The sequence below is a fragment of the Rhodococcus sp. MS16 genome, assembly GCF_013277795.1.
Taxonomy (GTDB): domain Bacteria; phylum Actinomycetota; class Actinomycetes; order Mycobacteriales; family Mycobacteriaceae; genus Rhodococcus_F; species Rhodococcus_F globerula.
In genome coordinates this window covers 509,745-532,360 of the sequence record NZ_VBTM01000003.1, presented here as the reverse complement: position 1 = coordinate 532,360, position 22,616 = coordinate 509,745, and the positions used below count along the sequence as shown (strand labels likewise).

The 22,616-nt window shown below is 61.5% G+C and carries 23 protein-coding genes; 8 read left to right on the top strand and 15 right to left on the bottom strand.

Annotated features, from left to right (window positions below):
- The first annotated feature begins 47 nt into the window (after positions 1–47).
- The 4 genes from FEZ60_RS07550 to FEZ60_RS07535 all read left to right on the top strand — a co-directional run bounded on the left by FEZ60_RS07550 (position 48) and on the right by FEZ60_RS07535 (position 4,524).
- Complete coding sequence (locus FEZ60_RS07550; protein WP_033232335.1) at positions 48–560, top strand: DUF6764 family protein; 513 nt, start codon at positions 48–50, stop codon at positions 558–560.
- 107 nt (positions 561–667) lie between these two features.
- Positions 668–1,879 (top strand): serine hydrolase domain-containing protein, encoded by a 1,212-nt coding sequence (locus FEZ60_RS07545; protein ID WP_095888677.1) that lies wholly within the window; start codon positions 668–670, stop codon positions 1,877–1,879.
- Positions 1,880–1,893: 14 nt separating this feature from the next.
- Positions 1,894–2,760 carry a hypothetical protein gene (locus tag FEZ60_RS07540; RefSeq protein WP_095888261.1) on the top strand — a complete coding sequence of 289 codons (867 nt, stop codon included), beginning with the start codon at positions 1,894–1,896 and terminating at the stop codon, positions 2,758–2,760.
- Between the two features lie 81 nt (positions 2,761–2,841).
- Positions 2,842–4,524 carry an FAD-dependent oxidoreductase gene (locus tag FEZ60_RS07535; protein ID WP_141486508.1) on the top strand — a complete coding sequence of 561 codons (1,683 nt, stop codon included), beginning with the start codon at positions 2,842–2,844 and terminating at the stop codon, positions 4,522–4,524.
- 10 nt (positions 4,525–4,534) lie between these two features.
- Here the strand turns inward: FEZ60_RS07535 and FEZ60_RS07530 are convergent, their stop codons facing one another.
- Positions 4,535–6,322, bottom strand: a complete 1,788-nt coding sequence (locus FEZ60_RS07530) for an ABC transporter ATP-binding protein/permease (RefSeq protein WP_141486507.1) — start codon at positions 6,320–6,322, stop codon at positions 4,535–4,537.
- 283 nt (positions 6,323–6,605) lie between these two features.
- Between FEZ60_RS07530 and FEZ60_RS07525 the strand changes: the two genes are divergently transcribed.
- Both FEZ60_RS07525 and FEZ60_RS07520 read left to right on the top strand, forming a co-directional pair.
- The gene (locus FEZ60_RS07525) at positions 6,606–7,523 is read left to right on the top strand and encodes an Ig-like domain-containing protein (RefSeq protein ID WP_033232330.1); all 918 of its coding nucleotides are present in this window, start codon (positions 6,606–6,608) and stop codon (positions 7,521–7,523) included.
- 21 nt (positions 7,524–7,544) lie between these two features.
- Positions 7,545–7,871: a YnfA family protein gene (locus tag FEZ60_RS07520; RefSeq protein ID WP_033232329.1), complete on the top strand. Its 327-nt coding sequence runs from the start codon at positions 7,545–7,547 to the stop codon at positions 7,869–7,871.
- Between the two features lie 65 nt (positions 7,872–7,936).
- Here the strand turns inward: FEZ60_RS07520 and FEZ60_RS07515 are convergent, their stop codons facing one another.
- The 4 genes from FEZ60_RS07515 to FEZ60_RS07500 form a co-directional block, all read right to left on the bottom strand.
- The gene (locus tag FEZ60_RS07515) at positions 7,937–8,608 is read right to left on the bottom strand and encodes a GNAT family N-acetyltransferase (protein WP_033232328.1); all 672 of its coding nucleotides are present in this window, start codon (positions 8,606–8,608) and stop codon (positions 7,937–7,939) included.
- 107 nt (positions 8,609–8,715) lie between these two features.
- A complete protein-coding gene (locus FEZ60_RS07510; RefSeq protein WP_033232327.1) occupies positions 8,716–9,129 on the bottom strand; it encodes a hypothetical protein in 414 nt (137 codons plus the stop codon).
- Between the two features lie 58 nt (positions 9,130–9,187).
- A complete protein-coding gene (locus FEZ60_RS07505) occupies positions 9,188–9,679 on the bottom strand; it encodes a nitroreductase family deazaflavin-dependent oxidoreductase (RefSeq protein WP_033232325.1) in 492 nt (163 codons plus the stop codon).
- 1 nt (position 9,680) lies between these two features.
- A complete protein-coding gene (locus tag FEZ60_RS07500) occupies positions 9,681–10,844 on the bottom strand; it encodes a steroid 3-ketoacyl-CoA thiolase (protein WP_045068661.1) in 1,164 nt (387 codons plus the stop codon).
- Between the two features lie 175 nt (positions 10,845–11,019).
- Between FEZ60_RS07500 and FEZ60_RS07495 the strand changes: the two genes are divergently transcribed.
- Complete coding sequence (locus FEZ60_RS07495) at positions 11,020–12,270, top strand: cytochrome P450 (protein WP_033232323.1); 1,251 nt, start codon at positions 11,020–11,022, stop codon at positions 12,268–12,270.
- Between the two features lie 212 nt (positions 12,271–12,482).
- Here FEZ60_RS07495 and FEZ60_RS07490 read toward each other — a convergent pair whose 3' ends face one another.
- The 6 genes from FEZ60_RS07490 to FEZ60_RS07465 all read right to left on the bottom strand — a co-directional run bounded on the left by FEZ60_RS07490 (position 12,483) and on the right by FEZ60_RS07465 (position 17,573).
- On the bottom strand, positions 12,483–12,863 hold the full coding sequence (locus FEZ60_RS07490) for a VOC family protein (RefSeq protein WP_172935812.1): 381 nt from the start codon (positions 12,861–12,863) through the stop codon (positions 12,483–12,485).
- 153 nt (positions 12,864–13,016) lie between these two features.
- The gene (locus tag FEZ60_RS07485; protein ID WP_033232322.1) at positions 13,017–13,427 is read right to left on the bottom strand and encodes a nuclear transport factor 2 family protein; all 411 of its coding nucleotides are present in this window, start codon (positions 13,425–13,427) and stop codon (positions 13,017–13,019) included.
- Between the two features lie 8 nt (positions 13,428–13,435).
- Positions 13,436–14,299 (bottom strand): TIGR03619 family F420-dependent LLM class oxidoreductase, encoded by an 864-nt coding sequence (locus FEZ60_RS07480; protein ID WP_033232321.1) that lies wholly within the window; start codon positions 14,297–14,299, stop codon positions 13,436–13,438.
- Positions 14,300–14,332: 33 nt separating this feature from the next.
- Entirely contained in the window at positions 14,333–15,514 is a 1,182-nt protein-coding gene (locus tag FEZ60_RS07475; protein WP_033232320.1) for a thiolase domain-containing protein, read from the bottom strand.
- Positions 15,514–16,584: a thiolase domain-containing protein gene (locus FEZ60_RS07470; RefSeq protein ID WP_033232319.1), complete on the bottom strand. Its 1,071-nt coding sequence runs from the start codon at positions 16,582–16,584 to the stop codon at positions 15,514–15,516. Before FEZ60_RS07470 ends, FEZ60_RS07475 begins: the two co-directional genes overlap by 1 nt.
- 11 nt (positions 16,585–16,595) lie before the next feature.
- Entirely contained in the window at positions 16,596–17,573 is a 978-nt protein-coding gene (locus FEZ60_RS07465; protein ID WP_179300839.1) for an OB-fold nucleic acid binding domain-containing protein, read from the bottom strand.
- Between the two features lie 73 nt (positions 17,574–17,646).
- Here FEZ60_RS07465 and FEZ60_RS07460 point away from each other — a divergent pair, with 73 nt between their 5' ends.
- Positions 17,647–18,684: an LLM class F420-dependent oxidoreductase gene (locus FEZ60_RS07460; RefSeq protein ID WP_045068664.1), complete on the top strand. Its 1,038-nt coding sequence runs from the start codon at positions 17,647–17,649 to the stop codon at positions 18,682–18,684.
- 64 nt (positions 18,685–18,748) lie between these two features.
- On the opposite strand, the gene FEZ60_RS07455 is transcribed toward FEZ60_RS07460, so the two are convergent.
- Genes FEZ60_RS07455 through FEZ60_RS07440 form a run of 4 tightly spaced genes read right to left on the bottom strand, consistent with a single transcriptional unit; the run spans position 18,749 to position 22,582 of the window.
- The gene (locus FEZ60_RS07455; protein WP_095888263.1) at positions 18,749–20,173 is read right to left on the bottom strand and encodes an NAD(P)/FAD-dependent oxidoreductase; all 1,425 of its coding nucleotides are present in this window, start codon (positions 20,171–20,173) and stop codon (positions 18,749–18,751) included.
- Positions 20,174–20,458: a (2Fe-2S)-binding protein gene (locus FEZ60_RS07450; protein ID WP_095888264.1), complete on the bottom strand. Its 285-nt coding sequence runs from the start codon at positions 20,456–20,458 to the stop codon at positions 20,174–20,176.
- Positions 20,448–21,653: an FAD-binding oxidoreductase gene (locus FEZ60_RS07445; RefSeq protein ID WP_172935811.1), complete on the bottom strand. Its 1,206-nt coding sequence runs from the start codon at positions 21,651–21,653 to the stop codon at positions 20,448–20,450. The genes FEZ60_RS07450 and FEZ60_RS07445 overlap by 11 nt, the downstream gene beginning before the upstream one ends.
- Positions 21,650–22,582 (bottom strand): dihydrodipicolinate synthase family protein, encoded by a 933-nt coding sequence (locus FEZ60_RS07440; RefSeq protein WP_095888266.1) that lies wholly within the window; start codon positions 22,580–22,582, stop codon positions 21,650–21,652. The genes FEZ60_RS07445 and FEZ60_RS07440 overlap by 4 nt, the downstream gene beginning before the upstream one ends.
- Positions 22,583–22,616 lie beyond the last annotated feature (34 nt).

The window sequence follows — 22,616 nt, the reverse complement described above, 5'->3', positions numbered from 1 at the left end:
TCTGAATCGGACAAATCCGAGACTCGCGAGTGCATTGTGAGGTTGAAATGGATCACCGGGGCGCACGGGTTACAGGATTGATAGTGGGCGGCGGGATAATCGCAGCTCTGAGCATTGTCGGCGCTACTTCGCAGGCGTCGGCCGCAACATTGGACTGCTCTGCGAGAGGGCTCGATCAGACTCTGGTGGACGGCTCGTCGGCGTGCCGGGCGGTTGCCGATGCGGACAGTTCCGCCATCTCGCATGTCGAAGGTGACGGAGTAGGGGCCGCAGACTCGCGCGACGGCGGCACGTCTGCTGGGCTTGCGATGTTCGGTGGCGTCGCGGCCGCGGAAACTCGCGGTGGAATGCTTGCTGCCGTTGCTTTCGGGCGGGATTCGTTAGCTCTCGGGCGCACCGCATCGCCGTTTGCGGTCGTCCTGGCAGGCCCAGGCGGTCGCGCTGCTGTCGGTGATGCCGACGTTGGCGCAATCTGCGCCGGGGGTCCTGCGCTGGTTTTCAATATCGCGACTGCTCAGGGATGTTTCAGCGATGGAATTTCGACCTGGACGCTGCCGTGACGGTGCCCCGCACTACAGTTCACTTCGTGACACCGGTCACAAAGATGTAAAGCTGTGGTGGGTCGATCAGGGCAGCTGCCGTGATCAAACGGGGATCGGAGGACGCGATGACTGCAAACGCACGACGCGGTTCAATCGCACGCACAGAGGTGCCGGCGCGGACCGAACTGTACGTCGATCGTCGATTCCTGCCACTGGCAGACCGGTTCTTTGCGATGTACCGGCAACCGCAGCAAGGCGGCGGCGCTTTGGTTGCCTACCAGGGCGGCGAGAAGGTCCTCGACATCTGGGCCGGATATGCCGACCGTGACCGCCGCTGGGACCACGACACCATCTCACTTTCGTTCTCCACGGGCAAAGGTGTGGCCAGTACCGTCGTACATCGTTTGGCTGAGCGTGGATTGATCGATTACGACGCGCCGGTCGCGCAGTACTGGCCCGAGTTCGGTGCCGCTGGCAAAGACAAGATCACCGTTCGTGACTTGATGACGCATCGCGCCGGCCTGCACAAGGTGCGTGGATTGATGCGCAATCCGCTCGATCTCATGGACTACGACGCAGTTGTTGCCGCACTGGCTGCGAGCAAGCCGGATCCGCGCCGGCTGAAGGGCCCCGGATATCACGCGGTGACATACGGATGGTTGGTAGCCGAATTGGTTGCGCGGGTGACGGGACTGCCCTTCACGGACGTCGTCGAGGCGGAGATCGCGAAGCCGCTCGGTGTCGACGAATTCTGGTTCCGCGTACCCATCTCCGAGCGGACGCGTATCGCGAAGCTGTTTCCGCACATCAATCCAGCGGGTCTCAACTGGGCGTTTGCGTCTACGGTTCTCTCTCATGTCGGCCCCACTCGCGGTCTGGCCGAGGCTGCGATGCCCGACGGATTCGACGTGATGGTTCGTAATCCGGCGGTGCATGACACAGTGATGCCCGGTTGGAACGGAGTCTTCAGCGCGCGGGCGCTGGCGAGGATGTATGCGGCAATCGCCAACGGCGGCATGCTCGACGGAAAGCGGTTCCTGAAAGAGTCGACCATCGATCAGATGGCGACCATTCAAACGCGAGAACGTGACTACGTACTCGCGGTTCGGCCCAATTGGGCGCTGGGTTACCACCCGCCGATCATCGCGGCACGGCGTCAACCGCGAAACGCCATCGGACACTACGGCGTCGGTGGGTCGGGCGCATATGCCGATCTCGACAGCGGCTTGTCGTTGGGTTTCACGACCAACCGATTGGGTAGTGCCGTAACAGCACTTGGCGACCTTCGTCTCGCCAGGCTGGGAGCCGAAGCACAGGAGCTCGCGCGTCGGGGATAACGAGTGAGGTGAAAATGGTCGTAGATCTTGCGGCAGCAACACGATTTCTGGCCGGCAACGGCCGGATACTCGACCGTCACCGGTTGAATTTAGTTCTGGGGCAAGGTGATCGAGATGCTGCATTGGCGGCGGTCGACGGCTACCGAAATCCCGACGGCGGATACGGCTGGGGTCTCGAGCCGGACCTGCGTTCGCCAGGTAGCCAACCCGGTGGAGCACTGCATGCGTTCGAGGTTTTTGCCGATGTCGCCGCGGTGACCCCGCGGGCCCTGGAATTGTGTGACTGGCTGCAGACGGTATCGACCGTCGACGGTGGTCTGCCCTTTGCTCTTCCGATTTCCGAACCGGCTGGGTGCGCACCGTTCTGGGTCGACGCGGATCCGTCGGAATCGTCGTTGCAGATCACGGCCATCGTGTGCGCCACGGCGTTGCGGGTAGCCGAATTCGATTCCGCAGTGGCCAAACATCCCTGGCTCGATTCGGCGGTTCGGTTCTGCCTGGGTGCGATCGAGCGTGCCGAGACGTTGAGTGCTCTCGAATTGGCATTTGCGTTGCAGTTCCTCGATGCGGCGAACGAGGTCCGGTTGGTGGCAAAACTCGGTGCGCTCATTCCTCCGGACGGATTGGTGCACGTGGACGGGGGAGCTGTCGACGAGTACATGCGTCCGCTCGATTTCTCGCCGTATCCTTCAGGTCCGACCCGCACGCTGTTCAGTGCGGGAGTGATCGATGAGGAACTGTCCGCATTGGCGGCGAGGCAGTGCGACGATGGCGGATGGATGGTGGATTTCGACAGCTATTCACCCGCTGCCGTGCTTGAATGGCGTGGTCATGCCACAGTTTCGGCAGTTGCCCTGTTGAAACGCAATGGCGTGATCTGAAAACCGTTCTCGCGCCAAATTGGAACACGTTATAGTCTGGAAAGTGGATGTGCTTATGTGTTTCAGGGATAGGGGAGAGCTATGGCGTATGTGATCACGCAGCCGTGCTGTAACGACGCCTCATGTGTGGACGTGTGCCCGGTCAACTGCATTCATCCGACGCCTGACGAAGCCCAGTTCGCCACCACCGAAATGCTCTACATCGACCCGGACACCTGCATCGACTGCGGTGCGTGCGTGGATGAGTGCCCGGTCGATGCCATCTACTCCGACAACGAACTTGCTGAAGCCGACGCGCCGTACCTCGAGATGAACGCGTCGTACTTCGAGAAGCATCCGATGGGGCCGGACTGGCCGGAGCCGATCACCATGGCCAAGATCGCTCCCGAGTTGGGGACGCTGCGGGTCGCCATCGTCGGTTCAGGGCCGGCGGCGTGTTACGCGGCGATGGAACTGGCCGGCAAGCCGCGGGTCGAGGTCGACATTTTCGATCGCCTACCGACGCCGTACGGGTTGGTCCGAGCAGGCGTGGCTCCCGATCATCCGGGTACCAAGGGCGTCACCGACCAGTTCCGCGCTGTCGTGTCGAAGAAGACGGTGCACTGCCACTTCAATGTCGAGGTGGGCAATCATATTTCGCATACCGAACTGCTCGAGCATCATCATGCGGTGATCTACGCGGTAGGTGCGGCAGGTGATCGCAAGCTCGATATCCCGGGCGAAGATCTTCCGGGAAGCCATGCTGCAACCGAATTCGTGGCCTGGTACAACGGTCATCCGAGTTACGCCGATCGCAGTTTCGATCTGTCCGGGGAGCGGGCCGTCATCGTCGGCAACGGCAACGTTGCACTCGACGTCGCCCGCATCCTCGTCACCGACCCGGAGGTTCTGGCCAAGACAGACCTTGCGGATCATGCCCTCGAAGCGTTGCGCAACAGCAATATTCGTGAAGTGGTGATTCTCGGTCGTCGAGGTCCGGCGCAGGCCGCGTACACCAACCCCGAATTGCTGGCGCTGGGCCAGATGGCGGATGTGGACGTCATTGTGGATCCGGTGGAGGCAGAACTCGACGATTCGAGTCGGGCTTTTGTCGAGAGCGACGCCGCAGAGCCGTCGGTGTTACTCAAGGTGAAGCAGGCCCAGGAATTTGCCTCGCGCACAGCCGATCCCACACGTAAGCGCATAGTTCTGCGATTCCTCACCTCCCCGGTCGAGATCCTCGGCGACGGCAGTGTCGAGCAGGTTCGCATCGTGAAGAACCAACTGGTCGCAACACCCACCGGTCAACTGTCCGCACGGCCCACCGAGGAAACCGAGGCCCTCGACACCGGACTGGTATTGCGTTCGGTCGGTTATCGAGGAACGCCCGTCGCGGACCTACCGTTCGACGATGCTCGAGGCGTGATCCCCAACGAGAACGGCCGCGTGATCGATCCGGAATCGGGGATGCCCATGCCCGGCGTCTACGCTGCGGGGTGGATCAAGCGTGGCCCGACCGGTGTGATCGGCACGAACAAGTACTGCTCGGCTGAAACCGTGTCCATGATTTTTGACGACTTCGCAGCTGGGCGCCTTGCAACGCCAAGTGCGGAAGCGGAGAAGTTGACGGTACTTCTGGCCGACAGGTCACCGGATCAGGTGGACTACCAAGGTTGGCAGCGGATCGACAAGGCCGAGCGCGCATCCGGGGCGGCTGTCGGTCGTCCGCGAACCAAGCTCATTTCGATCGAATCGATGCTTGCGGCCGCTCGCGAGGAAAGCTAGCGGAGATCGTTCAACCTACGTGCTCGGTGAGAGACCACTGTCCCGAACCCTGCAGTTCGAGTTGGCGATTGTGAAAGACGTTGAGCGTGCTGCGGTGTCCCACGCTGACCATAATGCTGTCGGGCAGTTCGCTGCGCAGCATGCGGTAGAGCGTGTACTCGAGGCCTTCGTCGATCGCGGATGTCGCTTCGTCGAGGAACACGGTGCGGGGCTTGGCCAGAACTACCCGGGCGAACGCCAGTCGCTGTTGTTCGCCCGGAGAGAGGATTCGGGTCCAATCGGCTACTTCGTCGAGACGGTCGGTCAAATGCGGAAGATGCACCTGGTCAAGTACCGCTCGGAGCCTGCTGTCCTTGGCGATCGAACGATCCGGATACGCCAGTCCCGTGCGCAACGACCCCAGCGGCAGGTACGGGCGCTGGGAAAGGAAAAGCGACCTACCCACCGGCCGGGTAACCGAACCGTCCGCGTAAGGCCACAGTTGTGCGATGCTTCGCAGCAAGGTGGTCTTACCGCTTCCCGACGCACCTTTGACGAGCAGGGCGTCGCCGTGATCGAGTGTCAGATCCAGCTCGGCGATCAAAGTCTCTCCGGAAGGCTTGCATACGTGGAGTTTTCGGATGACAAGCTGATCTCCGGCGTCTGAAACGTCGAGCGTCGGTAGTGCCCGGGCTCGCTTGTCGGCGTCGGCGAGGCCGGTCAAGCGTATGAGGGTGGCGCGAAAGCTCGCGAAATCGGCGTACGACTCACGGAAGAACGACAAAGATTCGTGGACTTGGCCGAACGCCTGCGCGGTTTGCATGACGTCGCCGAAAGTGACCTGTCCCTTGAACAACCGAGAGCCCTGCACCAAGAACGGGAAGATGACTGCGGTCTGGTTCACGGCGAGATTGAAGCCACTGAACTTCAGCGTCCGGAACACGATGGCCCACATGTTGCGGATCACCGCAGCGAAGCGTGTTGCGAGCGTGCGACGTTCGACGTCCTCGCCGCGATAGAACGCGATACTTTCGCCGTACTCCCGCAATCGCACCAAGGCATAGCGAAAGGTCGCGCCGAGCTTCTCGTTCAGGAAGTTCAACATGATCAGCGGTCGGCCGATCCAGAATGCCAGCGCGGTGGTCACCAATACGTAGATGTAGACCAGGAAGATCATCGCGCGCGGAATCTCGGTACCGAAAATGGTCAGCGGTCCGGAGAGATTCCACAGGATCGCGGTAAAGCTCACTATCGACACCATCGCGGTGACCGCACCCATCGACAACGTGCGGGAATAGGTCACGAACGAGGTGATATCGGTCTGGATGCGCTGATCCGGATTGTCGATCGGGTTATGCAGGAACTCGCCGCGGTAGTACGCAAGACCGTCGAGCCAATCGTCGGTCAGGGTGTTGTTGAGCCAGATGCGCCACTTGATGTCGAGGGCCTGGCCGACGAAGTACGTGAGGAGCGAACTCACGACGTGGATGACCGCCAGGACGGCGAACACTCTGAGATAGTGCCAGAACCCGGCTTCGTCGAGGTTCTGAATCGTGTCGTAGAAATCCTTGTACCAGTAGGAGAACAACACCGTCACGCGCACAGCCCACACCGTGAGCAGCAGCAGTACTGCAAGAATCAGTATTGGAACGGGGCTGCGCCTGGGGTTGAAGTACGGCCAGGCCATCCGTCGAAACTGGCTGCCCCAGGCAGTGAAGCGGGCCAGCAGAATTGCCGTGATCGCGAGGGCGGCGGCGGTGATCGTATAAGCCTTCGCCAGCCACAGCGCACTGTCCGGAACTGCGGTGCTCCAGTTCACGTGCACCTCCGTCGCAGAACGGAAAAGGCGATCCCGTCGGGTACGGAAGCTGAAAAGCGGATTCACCGAAGTGGATGCCGCCAAACCTGGAACACCGTGCTCCCTGACCGTTGACAGCTACGGTTCAGCGAACCTTCGTATTGCTGGATTTCTCGTTTTATGTGTTAATTACAAGGGAATTGTGCGGTTTGCTCCGAATGGCGCGTTGGCGTCGATGCCAGGCGGGTATCGACGCCAGCCTCGCATGACCAGCAAATGCACGTTGTCGAAGGAAAGTAGTGAGATGGTCAGCAAGCGAGTGCGTCGGACATCCCGGATAGCTGTAGCGGTTGTCGGAGTAGTGGCTGCAGGCCTCACATTTGCCGGACCGGCAGCGGCTTTCCCGCTCTTTCCCGGTGGTCCGGAGATTCCAGTACCCGTCGTCGCCGGTGTTGCCGGCCTTGATCCGGCGCTCCCGGGTTTCATGGGCACGGCGGATCAGATTCCCGCCCCGGTTCCCAACTTCTCGGCACCGTCGGTCAACCCGTCCAACGGTGAGCGTGTCGGAATCGCTCAGCCGATCATCATTCGTTTCAACGAATCGATCGACGACCGCGCCACCGCGGAACGCGCAATTCGCGTCACCACCAATCCGCCGGTCGAGGGAAACTTCTACTGGATCAACAACAGCCAGGTGCGGTGGAAGCCGACGCAGTTCTGGCCCGCGAACATCGCGGTGACCGTCGACGCCGGTGATTCGCATTCCACGTTCAGCATCGGCGATGCACTCGTCACGGTTGCGGACGACAACACGAAGCAGATCACCGTCACTCGCAACGGTGAAGTGGTGCGCACCATGCCGACGTCGTTCGGCAAGCCGGGCCACGAAACCCCCAACGGCACGTACATCGTCGGCGAGCAACTGCGTGACATGTACATGGATTCGTCCACCTACGGCGTTCCGATCGATTCACCCGAGGGCTACCGGACCTACGTCGAATACGCGTCACGAATTTCCTACAGTGGAATCTTCGTCCACGCGGCACCGTGGTCCGTTGCGCAACAGGGATTCACCAACGTGAGCCATGGCTGCCTCAATGTCAGTACCGAGAACGCCAAGTGGTTCTTCGAGAACGCAGGCAAGGGCGACCCCGTGATCGTGCAGAACACTGCCGGTGGAATCCTCAGCGGCGCCGACGGACTGGGTGACTGGAACCGCTAGAAGCGCCTTACAGTTCTGGGCATGACCGTTGCTCGTTCGCTTCTGCTGTTCGTTCTTGCCGCCGTACTCGAAATCGGTGGAGCCTGGCTGGTGTGGCAGGGAATTCGCGAGAACAAAGGCTGGATCTGGGTCGGCCTCGGCGTGATCTCACTCGGCCTGTACGGGCTGGTCGCGACGATGCAGCCCGACGCGAACTTCGGTCGAATCCTGGCCGCGTACGGCGGCATATTTGTCGCTGGATCCTTGCTGTGGGCAGTGGTGATGGACGGTTTCCGCCCTGACCGTTTCGATATCGCCGGCGCGCTGATCTGCCTGGTCGGGGTTGGCGTGATCATGTATGCGCGGTAGGGCCTTCGGCCCTGTGCGCCTTTTTGGTAGTGGTCGCTACCAAAAAGGCGCACAGGGGCTTGCCCCTAAGCCTTCGCCCGAACCACCAGAACAGTGCCGGGGAACTCGGCTGCAAGTTCGCGGCGAGCGTGCTTGATGCACGCGGTGCCGTAGCCCTTCTTCCGTGCCTGCGGAGCGATCCAGATCGCGACGTTCACTTCCTGATCGGTGAGCTCACCGAAAACCAGGCCGACACTCTTCGGGGTATCAGACGAAAGGTCCTCGGCGACAAACCAAGCCGCGCTTTCGTCGTCGATCCGCCCCAAGCCTGCAGCGCGCTCCGATTCGACGCGATCCGAAGCCCACGGAGCGCCGCCGTCGTCGAACTGCTCCGTGGAGCGTTCCGCAAACAGTGCGGCATCGTCGGTGCTGTCGGTGAACGGGCGCAGGTTGAAGTTCGCGCCGCTGCTTGCCGGGCGATCCACGGCGGTCCATTCCAAGGTGGCGTCGAGGTTCTCGAGTTCGCCCTGGATACGGTCGCGTGCCGCCTTGGTCAGTGCGCTGAACTTGAGGCCCAACACGGCTTCCGCGTTGGACTCCGACGTCCCGAGCAGTTCTGCAACCGTCGCGACTGCTGCCTGATGATCGGCGCTGTCGACAACGGCGTCCAGGACCTCGTGTCGGCGTTCCAAGGCGCGAACAAGTGCGGCGGTGAGCTCGCGACGGTCCAGGATCTGATCTTGAATGTGCGTCGTCATAAATGCGACTCCTTGCTGTTCGAGGCTACGTTGTTCGAGGCTACAAACGATTGCCGTGCGGACCGTACTGGTCAATACTGCTCCACCTTGCACGTTATGGCACGTGTTCAGCCTGTGGTGCGGCGGACGAGCCGTTCGTAGCGCTGACGTGCAGCCTGGGTGCTGCCGAGCCCGAGTCCGAACGCGATGTCCTGCCACGTCATTCCGCGTTTGCGTGCGAGCGCGAGGAAGAGCGCTTCGTCCTGGTCCATTTCGGCGCGAGCCTTGGGGATGAGACTCAAGGCGGCCATGATGTCGGCGTCGTCGACGTCCGGTTCACCGGGTTCGCGTGTGCTGCTGCCCGCGGCGAGGCCGCCGACGACGCGGATCGCGCCGTACGGTTCGAGCATGTGGGGGAGGGATTGCCTGGCGCGTTGGCCCTCTGTTGATCCGTGGCGTTCGTTGATGCGAAAGAGCCCGGCGTACTCGCGATGTGCGCGCTCACGGCCGGGCTCGATCGGTCGAAATGGGTCATCGGTCATGCTTTTCAGGTTTGCACGATCCGTTGGCAATGTAAACACTTCGTTGTAAACAAGTTGTTCACTTGTTTGCGAGCGGCTCACAGACGACGACCGGGATAACCCGATCCGTCCAGGCTTGGTAATTGTCGAAGTCTGCGTACATCGCGACCAGTTTGGGCCAGAGTCGGGCGCGTTCCTCGTCTGTGGCGACACGAGCTTTCATCGACTGCACGCGCGACTTGATCTGGACGGTCACCACAGGATCGGCCTTGACGTTGAGGTACCACATCGGGTTCTTCGGCAGACCGCCTTGTGACGCCACCAGAATCACGTTGTCGTCGTCCTCGAGAAAAAGCAGCGGACTGATCCGTTCCTCGCCCGACTTTCGGCCAGTGGTTGTGAGCAGGCAGATCGGCAGCCCGCGTGGAAACGCGCTGCCGACCCGCCACTTGCTGCCCAGCATTCCGTCGGTCGCCCGATACATCGCGACGTTGGCTTTCGACATCCACTTGATGATCGTGACTGTCACCGGAGCGTCGAGTCCCTTGGGTTTAGCTGGGGGAGTACTCATGTCAGATGCGCTCGATGATCGTGCCGGTTGCCAGTGCGCCGCCCGCGCACATCGTGATCAACGCAGTCGAACCGTCGCGCCGCTCGAGTTCGTGCAGAGCCGTCGTGATCAGCCGCGAACCGGTGCTGCCGACCGGATGGCCGAGTGCAAGCGCGCCGCCGTTGACGTTGACGTTGTCGAAATCCGGTCCGTGAACCTGCGCCCAGGACAGTGCAACCGAAGCGAAGGCCTCGTTGACCTCGAACAGATCGAGATCGCCGATCTTCATGCCGCTCTTCTCGAGTACGCGGGTCGTGGCCTGAACCGGACCGTCGAGGTGGAACTCGGGTTCGGATCCGACGAGGGCCTGCGCGACGATGCGGGCGCGTGGCTTCAAGCCGAGAGCGCGGGCCTTGTCCTCGTCCATGAGCAGGACGGCAGCTGCACCGTCGGAGATCTGCGAAGACGTTCCGGCAGTGTGGATTGCGCCCTCCATGACCGGCTTCAACCGAGCCAGGGACTCGGCCGTCGTGTCACGCAGACCCTGATCGCGATTGACCAGCTTGGTCTCGCCGGTCAGGTTGCCTTCCTTGTCGACCTGGGGTGCGGACAGTTCGAGCACCTCGCGGTCGAAGCGGCCTTCTTCCCAGGCCTGCTTGGCGAGGGCCTGGGAGCGGACGCCGAGAGCTTCGAGGTCCTCACGGGTCAGTCCGCGGCGACGTGCGATGCGCTCGGCGGCTCCGAACTGGTCGGGCATGTCGATGTCCCAGGTGGCGGGACGGCGTGGTCCGGCGAGAGTTCCGACATTGGCCCCAAGCGGGACCTGGCTCATCGCTTCGATGCCGCAGGCGATTCCGGCGTCGATCGCGCCGGTGGAGATCAAGCCGGCGATCAGATGATTGGCCTGCTGAGCGGATCCACACTGGCAGTCGACGGTGGTGGCACCGGTCTGCCATGGCAGTCCGGCGTGCAGCCATGCGGTGCGGGTGATGTTGTTGGACTGTGCGCCGGCTTGGGTGACGCAGCCGCCGATCACCTGCTCGATCAACATCGGGTCGATTCCCGAGCGATCGAGAAGACCCTTCTGAGCAGCTCCGAGAATTTCGGCAGCGTGCAGGCCGGCGAGCCAGCCTCCACGCTTACCGATCGGTGTGCGGACGGCCTCGACGATTACTGGTGTGCCCACGGTGGGTTCCTTTCCTTGTATTGAAAAAGTAGAACAAGTTCTTAGCAAGAAGCAAGAGGTGTCTACTGTTTCCTTTCCTAGTAAGCAGGCTTGTGTTTCAATGTAAGTAGAACGTGTTCCACATTACGGATGGTCATCACCTCGGTGATGAAAAGGCTCATGGCAGGAGACATCAGTGGCACAGCCCGCAATCCCCCAGGGGATCGACTTCACGGACCCCGACATCTACGCAGAGCGGATGCCTTTCGAGGAATTTGCTCAGCTGCGTAAGACCGCTCCCGTGTGGTGGAATCCGCAGCCGCCGGAGATCGGCGGGTTCCAGGACGAGGGCTACTGGGTGGTCACTCGGCATGAAGAGGTCAAGGACGTCTCGCAGCGCAGTGACATCTTCTCGACCCACGAGAACACCGCGATCCCGCGTTTTGCCGACGACATCCCGCGTGAGAACGTCGAAATGCAGCGATTCATCCTGATCAACAAGGATGCTCCCGAGCACACCAAACTCCGCAAGCTGATTTCGCGCGGGTTCACGCCGCGAGCGATCAACAGCCTGCGCGACGAACTGACCGAGCGTGCCGAGCAGATCGTGAAGACCGCTGCCGAGAGTGGTGCCGGAGACTTCGTCACTCAGGTGGCGTCGGAACTTCCGTTGCAGGCGATTGCCGAGCTTCTCGGTGTGCCGCAGGAAGACCGTATGAAGCTCTTCGACTGGTCCAACCAGATGACGTCGTACGACGACCCGGAGTTCGACATCGATCCGCAGGCCGCGTCGATGGAGATTCTCGGGTACGCGTACCAGATGGCGGATCAGCGCAAGAAGTGTCCCGCCGATGACATCGTCACCAAGCTCATCGAAGCTGACATCGACGGAAATGAGCTCTCCCCTGAGGAATTCGGCTTCTTCGTGATCCTTCTTGCGGTCGCGGGAAACGAGACCACTCGCAATGCGATCACACATGGCATGGTGGCGTTCCTGGACAATCCCGACCAGTGGGAGCTGTACAAGAAGGAGCGTCCCAAGACGGCTGCCGACGAGATCGTTCGTTGGGCCACGCCGGTCACGTCCTTCCAGCGCACCGCTCTCGAGGACACCGAGCTCGGTGGACAGCAGATCAAAAAGGGTGATCGCGTCGTGATGATGTACGCGTCGGCCAACTTCGATGAAGACGTCTTCGAGAACCCGACGAAGTTCGACATCATGCGCGACCCCAATCCGCACCTCGGATTCGGCGGCACCGGTGCGCACTACTGCGTCGGCGCGAATCTGGCTCGCCTCGAAATCGACTTGATCTTCAACGCGATCGCCGATCATCTTCCCGACATCAGCCGGCTCGGAGATCCTCGTCGTCTGCGCTCGGGCTGGCTCAACGGCATCAAAGAGTTTCAGGTTGATTACAAGACCGGCGGCTGTCCGGTCAAACACTGAACCAGCCCTATACTGAGAGGGTAACCGGCAGGTAAGTATGTGTATGTAGGTATGTGTACGGAATCGAAGGTTGGCGCTGCGCTTTCGACTGCACAGAACTACAGTTGACGTTCTGAGGAGCCACTAGCTGGCTACTTGGAACTACGGTGGCGTCTGTGGGATCCCTCATCTCCCGCAGGCGCCACCGTTTGTAGTTCCGGGGGCGGGTTGTTTCAGCCCCCGTACGGTTTTGTGATGGCTTCCAGGAAGTGCCCCGACGGGTCGAGGAAGTAGACACCGCGCCCACCGTCATTGGTGTTGAAGCCGGTGCTCGATTTCCGCGGATCGGCCCAATGATCGAGTCTCAGATCGAGTATCCGCTGGTAGATTCCGTCGAAGTCGTTCTCGGATACCAGGAATGCGTAGTGCTGCGGTGAAATCTCAGCGCCTTCGTCGACCTGCGCGTAGTCCAGCATCACTCCGTGCTCGAGTTCGACGGAGAGGAAGTATCCGGCCGGCACAGGATCCGGAAGACCGAACATGTGAGTGAAGAACCACGCAGACTCTTGTCGGTCTTTTGCGGCGATGATGGTGTGATTGAACGAAATGGTCATTGAAGAACCCTTGGGGTACGACGCCTCCATGCCTGGCGCAGTCCGCCATCGACACGCGACGATAAGAACCAGGAAACCATTTTCGTGAATCCGACGCAACAGTGAGGGCTCCGGTCAATATGACCGGAGCCCTCACTTGATCGTTTTGTTCGGTCAGGCTTTGCGAGCTGTTTTCATGGCGCGCTCCACTTCCCAGAATGCGCGAAGTGACTGGATTTTGCCCTCGTCGTTGACGCGGTAGACAAACACGCCTTCCGCATCGACGACCATGCCACCAACCGTGCTCCGAATCTTCCCGATGTTGACGTTCTCGTTACCGCACACCAGGGAATCGTCGATGAGGAATTCGAGCGACTCCGTCGTGGCGATCGTCATGTCGTAGAACTTGGAAATGGCTTCGCGGCCGTGATGGCCTTTGCCCTCGGGATCGAAGCCCGACGGGCCGACGGGATCTTCGACCCAGCCGTCCTCGGCAAAGAGATCCAGCCAGGCTTCCTTGTTCTTCCCACTTGCCGCTGCCCGCGATGCATTGCCCGCTACACGGGCGGGATGTTCGGTGGTCATCGTTTCCCTCACTGAATGTATTTCTCGGCGAACCTGCGCATGGAATCCTGTTTTGCCTCGAGTGGTGCGTCGAAGCCGATGCCGTCGAAAACCCAAGGAACCGTGATGATGTCGGTGACACCGGCGTCCTCGAGTTCGGCGTAGCCGTCTTTTCCGAACCGGTCGACGCATACGGTCTGGATCTCGTACGGTTCGTTCTCCTTGCCGTACTCGGCGCGCAGTTCGCGCAGTCTGGCGATGACGCCGACCAGATCGTCGAACTTGATCATTGCCGACGTCCAGCCGTCACCCACCCGCGCCGCGCGCTTGAGAGCAACCTCGGTGTGGCCACCGACGTAGAACGGAACCGGTTTGGTGGGAGTCGGACTCATCTGTAGGCGATCGAAATCGAAGAACTCGCCGTGGTACTCGACCATACCGCCGCCGAGGATCAGCTTGATGACGTCGATCATCTCGTCTACCCGGGCACCGCGACGCTCGTAGGGAGCCCCACACCACTCGAATTCTTCCGGAGCCCAGCCGATTCCGACGCCGAAGCCGAAACGGTTGTTCGTCAAAGCGGCGACGGACCCGACTTGGCGGGCGAGGAGCACCGGATTACGACTACCCAGCTTCAGTACCTGCGTGTAGAACTCGATTTTCTCGGTGACAGCGCCCATCGCGGCGGCGGCGATCAGCGGATCGACCCAGGGGGTTTCGGCAGTCCACATCCGAGACCCGTCCGGCGTGTACGGGTAGTCCGCCGTCTGGGTTTCCATGAAGAACAGTGAATCCGGCAATGCAATGGACGTAAAGCCGCACTCTTCAGCGGTTTTGGCGATACCGGGCAGCTGATCCAAGGGGTTCATCGCAACCCCGACGGTGTACTTCATTCTCGACTTCTCCCTGATCGACGGTTGGCGTGTTTACGTGGTGGGGCGTTCGGAGCCGACGACCCACATCGCGAAGTACTGTGAGCCACCGCCGTACGCGTGACCGAGGGCCTTGCGTGCATCGGCTACCTGGTGGTCGCCTGCCCTGCGCATTACCTGCATCGCGGATTCGGCAAACCGAATCATGCCGGACGCGCCGATCGGGTTGGACGAGAGAACCCCGCCCGACGGATTGACGGGGAGCTTGCCGCCGATAGCTGTTTCGCCGGCTTCGGTGAGCTTCCAGCCCTGTCCTTCCTCGGCAAATCCGAGGTTCTCGAGCCACATCGGTTCGAACCAGGAGAACGGCACATAGATTTCGGCGCAGTCGATCTCGCTGAGCGGATCCGTGATTCCGGCGGCCTTCCAGAGCGCTGCCGCAGCATCGCGTCCGGCCTGGGGGTTGACCTGGTCGCGACCCGCGTAGGTTGTCGGCTCGGTGCGCATCGCCGTTGCATGAATCCACGCGACGGTACGGCCTCGAGCCTCGACCTCGGCGGCGGCCTCTTCGTTGCCGATCACCAGCGCGCACGCGCCGTCAGAGGACGGGCACGTCTCGTCGTAGCGAATGGGATCCCACAGCATTTGCGACGCCTGAACGGATTCGACGGTGATATCGGGCTGCTTGAGGTGTGCGTATGGATTGATGCTGCCGTTGAGACGGTCCTTTGCGGCAACAATGGCACCGATGTGCGAGGGTGCCCCCGAGCGGCGGATATACGAACGGACGTGCGGCGCAAAGTAACCGCCGGCCCCGGCGCCGACCGGCATGTTGAAGGGAATCGGCGTGGACAGTGCCCACATCGCATTCGACTCCGACTGCTTCTCCCACGAAACCGTCAGAACCCGTTTGTGAACTCCGGATTTGACGAGGCTCGATGCCACGATCGCTGTCGAACCACCGACAGACCCGGCAGTGTGGACACGAAGCAACGGTTTCCCGTTGGCGCCGAGAGCATCCGACATGGCGAGTTCCGGCATCATCGATCCCTCGAACAAGTCGGGGGCCTTGCCGATCACCACGGCGTCGATGTCGTCCCAGCCGACATGTGCGTCGAGCATCGCGGCGTCGATCGCTTCGCGGACCAAGCCGGCCATCGACACGTCGTGACGCTTTGCGACGTAATGAGTCTGGCCGGTGCCGAGCACGGCCGCGAGTTGTGGCGTTCCGGCCATCAGTTCCGTCCCTCCAATACTGCTACCAGGTTCTGTTGCAGCACTGGGCCGCTGGTTGCATGGGCCAGTGCGCGATTCGCCTGGCCTCCCCAAATTGCCTGCGCTGCGTAACCGATACGTTCGAGACCACCCGCAAACATCGGGTTGCCGCTCAGCGGGCCACCAGACGGGTTGATCGTCGTTGCATCCGTGAGACCGATTGCCTCCTTGAGGATCAGTTCCTGATGGCTGAACGGTGCGTGGAGTTCGGCGATGTCGATGTTGCTGACATCGCCGCCCGTAGCAGCCTTCGCGGCGGATGCCGTCGACGGTGATGTCGTGAGATCACGTGCTCCGAGGTTCGGAGAGTCGATGCGGTGTTCGATGCCGGAAATCCAGGCCGGGCGCTCGCACAGGTCACGAGCGCGGGTGCCGGATGCCAGAACGATAGCGGCTGCTCCGTCGGTAATGGGCGCACAATCATGGGCGCGCAACGGATCTGCGAGGAAGGGACTGGCAAGCAAAGCCTCGATGTCGACCTCGCCGGCGAGCTGCGCGTTGGGGTTGCTCATCGCGTGACGACGGCTACGAGCGGTTACCTCGGCCATATCCTCGTGCGTCCACTTGCCTGCGTCGATACCGAGTCGTGCCTGCAGTCCGGCAATGGATACCGAATCGGGCCACAGTGGCGCAACAAGATACGGATCGAGTTGCATGGTGAGGATTTTGCGCAGGTGTCCTGCGGACGACTTGCCGAAGCCGTACACGAGGGCGGTATCGACCTCACCCGTCAAGATCTTGATCCACGCCTCGTAGAACGCCCAGGCCGCGTCCATCTCGACGTGGGACTCGTTGATGGGCGGAACGGCACCGATGGAGTCGATAGCCGAGATGAAGGAAAACGATCGTCCGGCAAGATAATCGGAAGATCCCGAGCACCAGAAACCGATATCGGATTTGGTGATTCCCAGGTCTTTGTACAGTTGCTGGAAACAGGGGACCAGCATTTCGACGCCGTTGGTGGTGCCGTGGGTCTCGCGTACGTGCGGGGCTTGTGCAAAGCCCACCACTGCGATGTCTGCAGAAGTCATGTCAGAAGCCCTCACAGGTGGTGTTGGAAGGTGGAGTACTCGGCGTCGGGTTCACCGGTCGGCCTGAAGTATTCGATGTTTTCGAGCGTGTAACCCCACTCCTCGCGTGGCTTCCACTTGGCCTCGACGCGCATCCCCATGCGCACGTCGGCCGCGTCGCATTCCAAGATCAGATGCAGGAACGGAATGTCCGCGCCATCGAGCAGCACGTAAGCCGCGACGTACGGAGGCTTGATCCGCTGGCCGAGAAACGGAACGTTGACGATGCAGAACGTCGTGACAGTGCCCTTGTCCGGCAGTTCGACCTGTTCCTTCGTCGGAAATCCATTGGTGGGATTGGCGCCGCGCGGGGGAATGTAGACCTTGTCGCCCGGGCCGCTACGTCCGCCGATGAGTTTGCCCTCGGCGAGCCCGCGGAGGTAGAAGCTCTCCTCAGCCGACGCGGAGTGCATGAAGTTCAAGTCGATAGGCGTCGTGATCATGGTGACTGGATCCGCGCTCGAATCGACTGAGGCGATACCATTTTCGCTTTCGCCAGGCTCGAAGCACTCGATGTCCGTGATCTGACCGACTCGCTCCGACGCCCACCGAGCGCGCACGCGCATACCGGTGCTGATTGCGCTGGGGGAGTCGACGTCGACCGCGTGAAGCATGGCGGTGTCTGCGCCGTCGAGCTTGATGAGGGCCCACGCGAACGGCTTCGTGAGCGGTTGCCCGTCGATCGGTTCCGGCATCCACGACCAACTCACGACGGTTCCGCCGTCGGACACTCCGACGAAGTCTGTGAGTGGTTCGGCGGTATCCGGATCGAATTCGGGTGGCGGCACAAAAACTCGACCGTTCGACCCGCGCGCCCCGATCACCTTGCGATCACGCAAGGCAGTTACGAATGCGCCGATGGTCGGCCCCGTCGATCTGGTGTAGTCGAAATGGAGATTCAGTGGTGCGCTCAGTGGCTTTTCGGCCACCCCGCTCTTTCCGATGGTCACAAGATCGAGTAGAACAGGTTCTAGAGATTGTGGCAAGGGTCACTTCTGATCACCGGAGACGTGGAGGCGCAAGATGAAGCTTGGGTTGCAACTCGGATACTGGGGCGCACAGCCCCCCACGAACGCTCCGGAACTGATCGAAGCAGCCGAGAACGCGGGCTTCGATTCGGTCTTCGCCGCGGAGTCCTGGGGGTCCGACGCTTTCACGCCACTCGCCTGGTGGGGATCGCGAACAGAGAACCTTCGGTTGGGCACGTCCGTCGTCCAGATCTCTGCACGCACGCCCACCAGTTGCGCCATGCACGCGCTCACACTCGATCATCTCAGTGGTGGTCGGACCATCCTGGGGCTCGGCGTATCCGGGCCGCAGGTTGTCGAAGGGTGGTACGGGCAACCGTTCGAAAAGCCGCTCGCGCGCACCCGTGAATACGTGGACATCATCCGCCAGGTCCTCGCTCGCGAAAAACCCGTCGCCAGCTCCGGACCGCACTACCCGCTGCCGTACAACGGGCCCGGAAGTTCGGGTCTTGGCAAGCCGCTCAAGGCGATTACGCATCCATTGCGCGCCGACATCCCCATTTGGCTCGGCGCCGAAGGACCCAAGAATGTTGCCCTCGCCGGCGAAATCGCCGACGGTTGGCTAGCCATTTACTACACACCGCGCCTGGCACCTATGTACAACAAATGGCTCGACGAAGGATTCGCGCGCGCCGGAGCGCGTCGTAGCCGTGAAGACTTCGAGGTAGCTGCCACCTGCCAGGTCATCGTCACGGACGATCGCGCAGCAGCCATCGCCAAGCTCAAACCCATGACAGCCCTCTACGTGGGCGGAATGGGCGCACCGGAGTTGAACTTTCACGCCCAGGTCTACAAGCGCATGGGTTACGAGAAGGAGGTCGACGAGATCGGCCGGCTCTTCATGTCCGGTCGCAAGGAAGAAGCTGCGGCGGTCGTCCCCGACGAAATGGTCACCGAGACCATGATCATCGGCAACCTCGACGAAGTTCGGGCCGGCGTGAAGCGCTGGGAAGAGGCCGGCGTCACGATGCTCCTCGTGACCTGCCGCGACGCCGATCATGTACGGGAATTGGCGGCAGCGGTGCGGGGCTGACGACCGGATGACGACAACACGAGCGCGCCTAGGCCGGATCACTGGCCGAGGCGCACTCGCATTGTCATGAGTCGAGCCAGGTCAAGGATTGAACAGGCACCGGCTTCACGGGGAGATGTGCTGTGAAGTATCCGGTTTCGGGCAACGGCACCTCTCGCTCGGCTGAAACGATGCCGCTGACGGTGCCTTCGCAGTAGCGCCCCTGACATGGCCCCATTCCGCTTCGGCATTGAAGCTTGACGGCACTCGCGGTGGAAATGAAGGGATTGTCGTCCAGTGTCGTCTGAACGACCGCGCGGGTGACGAGCTCGCAACGGCAAATGGTTGTCTCGGGGGTGGCGAGGGTCGTCATAGCGTCACGTTTCGGTTCGAACATCGTTTGCACCACCGACGAGAATTTTTCTGCGCGACCGACATTGTCCTGTGCCTGCGCGAATGCCTTGTCGGAGGGGGCATCCGGTGCCGACAATTCACGGGCGATCGCAAGGCCCGCCAAAGCGCCTTCGGCTCTGGCCTGATCTGCCCCACCAACCCCGGTCGGTTCACCGGCGACAAAGATCCCGGGTGCGCTGGTTTCCATTCGACTGTCGTGGGCCACCACCCACCCACCCTTGGGAGAATTCCAGACCATGTCGCAATTTGCCTGCCGGGCAAGCTCGGTGGAAGGAGAGAATCCGTATCCGAGGACAAGCGTCGACGTGGCCAGACGACGGCGTTGCGTCGAGACTTTCCAGTTTCGATCCACCTTGGCGAGTTCGACTGATTCCACGCAGCGATCACCGAAGGCGCCCGTGACGATGGTGCGAGTACTGATCTTTACTCCACGAGCGACAAGCCTGGCGACTGCCAGAGCTGATTCGGCGAGGAGATCGGCGTGGCCAGGTACGGCGCGGCGCGCGGCCACAAGTTCGCGAGGGGTGGGGATACCGCGAGCAAAGGCAAGTTCTGCGACGCGTGCGCCTTTGGCGACAAGTTGGTCGGCCACGATGACGAGCAGCGGGTGGGAACCGGCAAGGACAAGGTCGTCGCCGGCCAGAACCTGCTGGCTCTTGAGGAGACTCTGCACAGCACCGGCGGTCATGACGCCGGGCAAAGTCCATCCAGGGAACGCGACGGGAAGATCGTAGGCACCGGTGGCTATCAGGAGGCGTCGAGCCGGTAGAGCGCCGTTGAATTCGGGCCCCGAGACAGCGAGTTTCAGTGAGATTTCATCCTGGTCTCGGTCACGAAGTATTCCGTACGCCGTTGTCGACGCCAGGTGCTTGATCGACGTGTGGGTTTCGAATCGAGTGATGAGTTCTGTGGCCCAACCGTATCCGGCGGTGGGTTTGAGTTTCGCGTCAGTGAACTCGACCGGTGGTTGGCGAAAGATCTGACCGCCGGCACGTGTCTGTTCGTCGATGACGACTACAGCCAGTCCGGAGTCGGCTGCCGAGACGGCAGCGGCCATGCCGGCGGGGCCGGCACCGATGACGGCGAGGTCGTACATTCACAATCCCTTCGTGGATTCGATTTCCATGCCGTCGCGAACCGGGGTGATGCAGGCGCGAACAAGCGGTTGGCCGTCAACGGTGACGGCGCAGTCGAAGCAGGTCCCCATGTTGCAGAACGGCTGCCTGGGGTCGCCGTCGCGGGTGGTGCCGAACTCGTCGATTCCCGCGACCAGGAGTGCTGCTGCAACCGTGTTGCCGGCATGGGCCGAAACGGAATTACCGTCGAAGACGATCTCGAGCCGCTTTCCGCGGCTCGTGGGTAGGTTTCGACTAGGAGACATCGATTCCTCTTTCGTATCGACGGGGATCGTACGGAGCCAGATCGATCCCCGGTTTCCGCCCGAGGACAAGTTCGGTGAGGACCTGAGCGAAGCTCGGCCCGAGGGTGAAGGCAGAACCGCCGGTGGCGACATAGGCTCCCGGTGCGCCGGGGACAGGACCGACCAAGGGGAGTTGATCGGGAGTGACTGTCGTGGTTCCGACCCACGTGCGCAGGGCAGGAAGGGATCCGACGCGCGGGACGACCGCAGTCGCGGCTCGGGCGTTACCTGCAACCGACGAGCGGAGCAACTCCGGGCGAACCGAAAAATCCGGTGCGCCAACGGAGTCGGTCATGAGCCGGGCCGGCCATCCACCGCCGATCAGTACGTTTCCGTCGTGAGATTGCTTGAGTGACAGTCTTGCTCCAGCGTGCTGAACCAGATGCGGAATGAACTTCTCGGTTTTTGCGGTGACGGTCATGGTCAGCGCCAAGGGAATGGTGGGGAGGTACGCGCCGATCATGTCGCCGAGTTCGGTAGTCCACACGCCCGCCGTCAGGATCAGCGATTCTGCCTTGACTGTGGTCGGGTTGTGCTGCTCACCGGACTGACGGTCGGCCACGGTTACCAACCATGAAGACCCGTTTCGTCGGATGCCGGTGACAGCCGTACGGGTCCGCACCGTTGCTCCCAGTCGAATCGCCGCTCGTGCCATGGCGGGACCGGCGGTTCGCGTGTCAGCCTTTCCTTCTATCGGACAATATGACGCTGCCACAACGGATTCGGACAAATATGGTGCAACTTTTCGGACTTGCTCGGGGCCGAGAACCTCGACGTCCAAACCCCACGACCGTTCGATTTCGGCCTTGGTTTCGAGCAGCGACGCTTGTGCTTCGGTCTCCGCAAGCATCAGGCCGCCGACCTGCGCCACCCCGAGTGGCTCGCCGACCTCTCCGGACAGATCTGCCCAGAGTTTTGCGGCTTCGAGGTGCAGGGGCATCGCCTCGGCCGCCTGTTTTGCCGCCTCGATGCCCTTCTCGATCATTCTGTACTCGAGTTGGAAATGCAGACTACCCGCATTCTGCCCCGAGGCGTGCTGGTTGATCTGATCCCGTTCGACCAGCAGAACATCGGCGCCTTCGCGGGCGAGCATCCACGCCGCTGCACAGCCGAGTAAGCCACCACCGACAATGACGGCGTCGAATGTGCCGCTCACGTCAGCGGTTTCGTCTCGATGCCCAACGATTCGAGCGTTGTGGCGATGATCGTGACTTCGTCAGGTGTCAGTTCGAGCAACGGATCTCGGACGTAACCCGCTGGCACGCCTTGGAGTCGAAGTGCGGTTTTCATGATGGCCTGTTGGTTACCGAATCTGACACCGTAGTCCGGGGTGAACCAGCTGTCCATGATGACCCGGTCGCGAGCGCCCAGTTCGAGTGCTCGTGTGCGGTCGCCGGCGGCAATCGCACGCCAGAAGTTCGGGTGGTCGGAGCCCAGGACACCGCCGGAGCCCATCAGACCGTCGCCGTGGCCGAGCATCGCGAGGTCTGCGCCCAGGGCGTTGGTCGGCAGTCCGAAATAACGTACCGAACCCTCCAGTGCGTACATGCTGGTGAGGAAGCTTGCGAAGTTTCCCGTCGAGTTCTTCACCGCGACAACATTTTCGATCTCGGCAAGCTCGGTCAGTGTGTCGGTGTCCAGATCGACGATGCACCCACGAGGCCAGTTGTAGACGCAGATCGGAAGGTCGGTGGCGTCCGAGACATCCGTGTAGAACTTCACGATTTCGCGGCGATTGGGGACGATGTAAGGAGGCGGCGTGAGAAGGATGCCGTCCAAGCCGGCATTCTCGGCTGCGCGGGCGTGAGTAATCGCCTCCTGAGGGGTGAACGCATTGCAGGCGCCGATGACGACGAGGTCGTCACTGCGGTGTTTTCCACCTTCCATGAATAGCGCCTTGCGTTCCTCAGCCTGCATGGAAAACCACTCGCCGCTGGTTCCAGCCAGGATGACGCCATGCATCTGTTGCTCTGCCAGCCAGCCCATCTGCTGGGACAGGGACGCAAGATCGAGTTCGCCGTCGCGGGTGAACGGGGTGGTGATGGCGGGGATGTAACCGGTCCAGCCGACCGTGTTTCTGTTCATAACTGACCCTCTTGGCTTCGAAGCTGAATTGCGA

Coding starts and splice junctions, on each gene's coding strand:
- FEZ60_RS07550 (WP_033232335.1), top strand. CDS start 48: ATGGATCACCGGGGCGCACGGGTTACAGGATTGATAGTGGGCGGCGGG.
- FEZ60_RS07545 (WP_095888677.1), top strand. CDS start 668: ATGACTGCAAACGCACGACGCGGTTCAATCGCACGCACAGAGGTGCCG.
- FEZ60_RS07540 (WP_095888261.1), top strand. CDS start 1,894: ATGGTCGTAGATCTTGCGGCAGCAACACGATTTCTGGCCGGCAACGGC.
- FEZ60_RS07535 (WP_141486508.1), top strand. CDS start 2,842: ATGGCGTATGTGATCACGCAGCCGTGCTGTAACGACGCCTCATGTGTG.
- FEZ60_RS07525 (WP_033232330.1), top strand. CDS start 6,606: ATGGTCAGCAAGCGAGTGCGTCGGACATCCCGGATAGCTGTAGCGGTT.
- FEZ60_RS07520 (WP_033232329.1), top strand. CDS start 7,545: ATGACCGTTGCTCGTTCGCTTCTGCTGTTCGTTCTTGCCGCCGTACTC.
- FEZ60_RS07515 (WP_033232328.1), bottom strand. CDS start 8,608: ATGACGACGCACATTCAAGATCAGATCCTGGACCGTCGCGAGCTCACC.
- FEZ60_RS07510 (WP_033232327.1), bottom strand. CDS start 9,129: ATGACCGATGACCCATTTCGACCGATCGAGCCCGGCCGTGAGCGCGCA.
- FEZ60_RS07505 (WP_033232325.1), bottom strand. CDS start 9,679: ATGAGTACTCCCCCAGCTAAACCCAAGGGACTCGACGCTCCGGTGACA.
- FEZ60_RS07490 (WP_172935812.1), bottom strand. CDS start 12,863: ATGACCATTTCGTTCAATCACACCATCATCGCCGCAAAAGACCGACAA.
- FEZ60_RS07485 (WP_033232322.1), bottom strand. CDS start 13,427: ATGACCACCGAACATCCCGCCCGTGTAGCGGGCAATGCATCGCGGGCA.
- FEZ60_RS07480 (WP_033232321.1), bottom strand. CDS start 14,299: ATGAAGTACACCGTCGGGGTTGCGATGAACCCCTTGGATCAGCTGCCC.
- FEZ60_RS07475 (WP_033232320.1), bottom strand. CDS start 15,514: ATGGCCGGAACGCCACAACTCGCGGCCGTGCTCGGCACCGGCCAGACT.
- FEZ60_RS07470 (WP_033232319.1), bottom strand. CDS start 16,584: ATGACTTCTGCAGACATCGCAGTGGTGGGCTTTGCACAAGCCCCGCAC.
- FEZ60_RS07460 (WP_045068664.1), top strand. CDS start 17,647: ATGAAGCTTGGGTTGCAACTCGGATACTGGGGCGCACAGCCCCCCACG.
- FEZ60_RS07455 (WP_095888263.1), bottom strand. CDS start 20,173: ATGTACGACCTCGCCGTCATCGGTGCCGGCCCCGCCGGCATGGCCGCT.
- FEZ60_RS07450 (WP_095888264.1), bottom strand. CDS start 20,458: ATGTCTCCTAGTCGAAACCTACCCACGAGCCGCGGAAAGCGGCTCGAG.
- FEZ60_RS07440 (WP_095888266.1), bottom strand. CDS start 22,582: ATGAACAGAAACACGGTCGGCTGGACCGGTTACATCCCCGCCATCACC.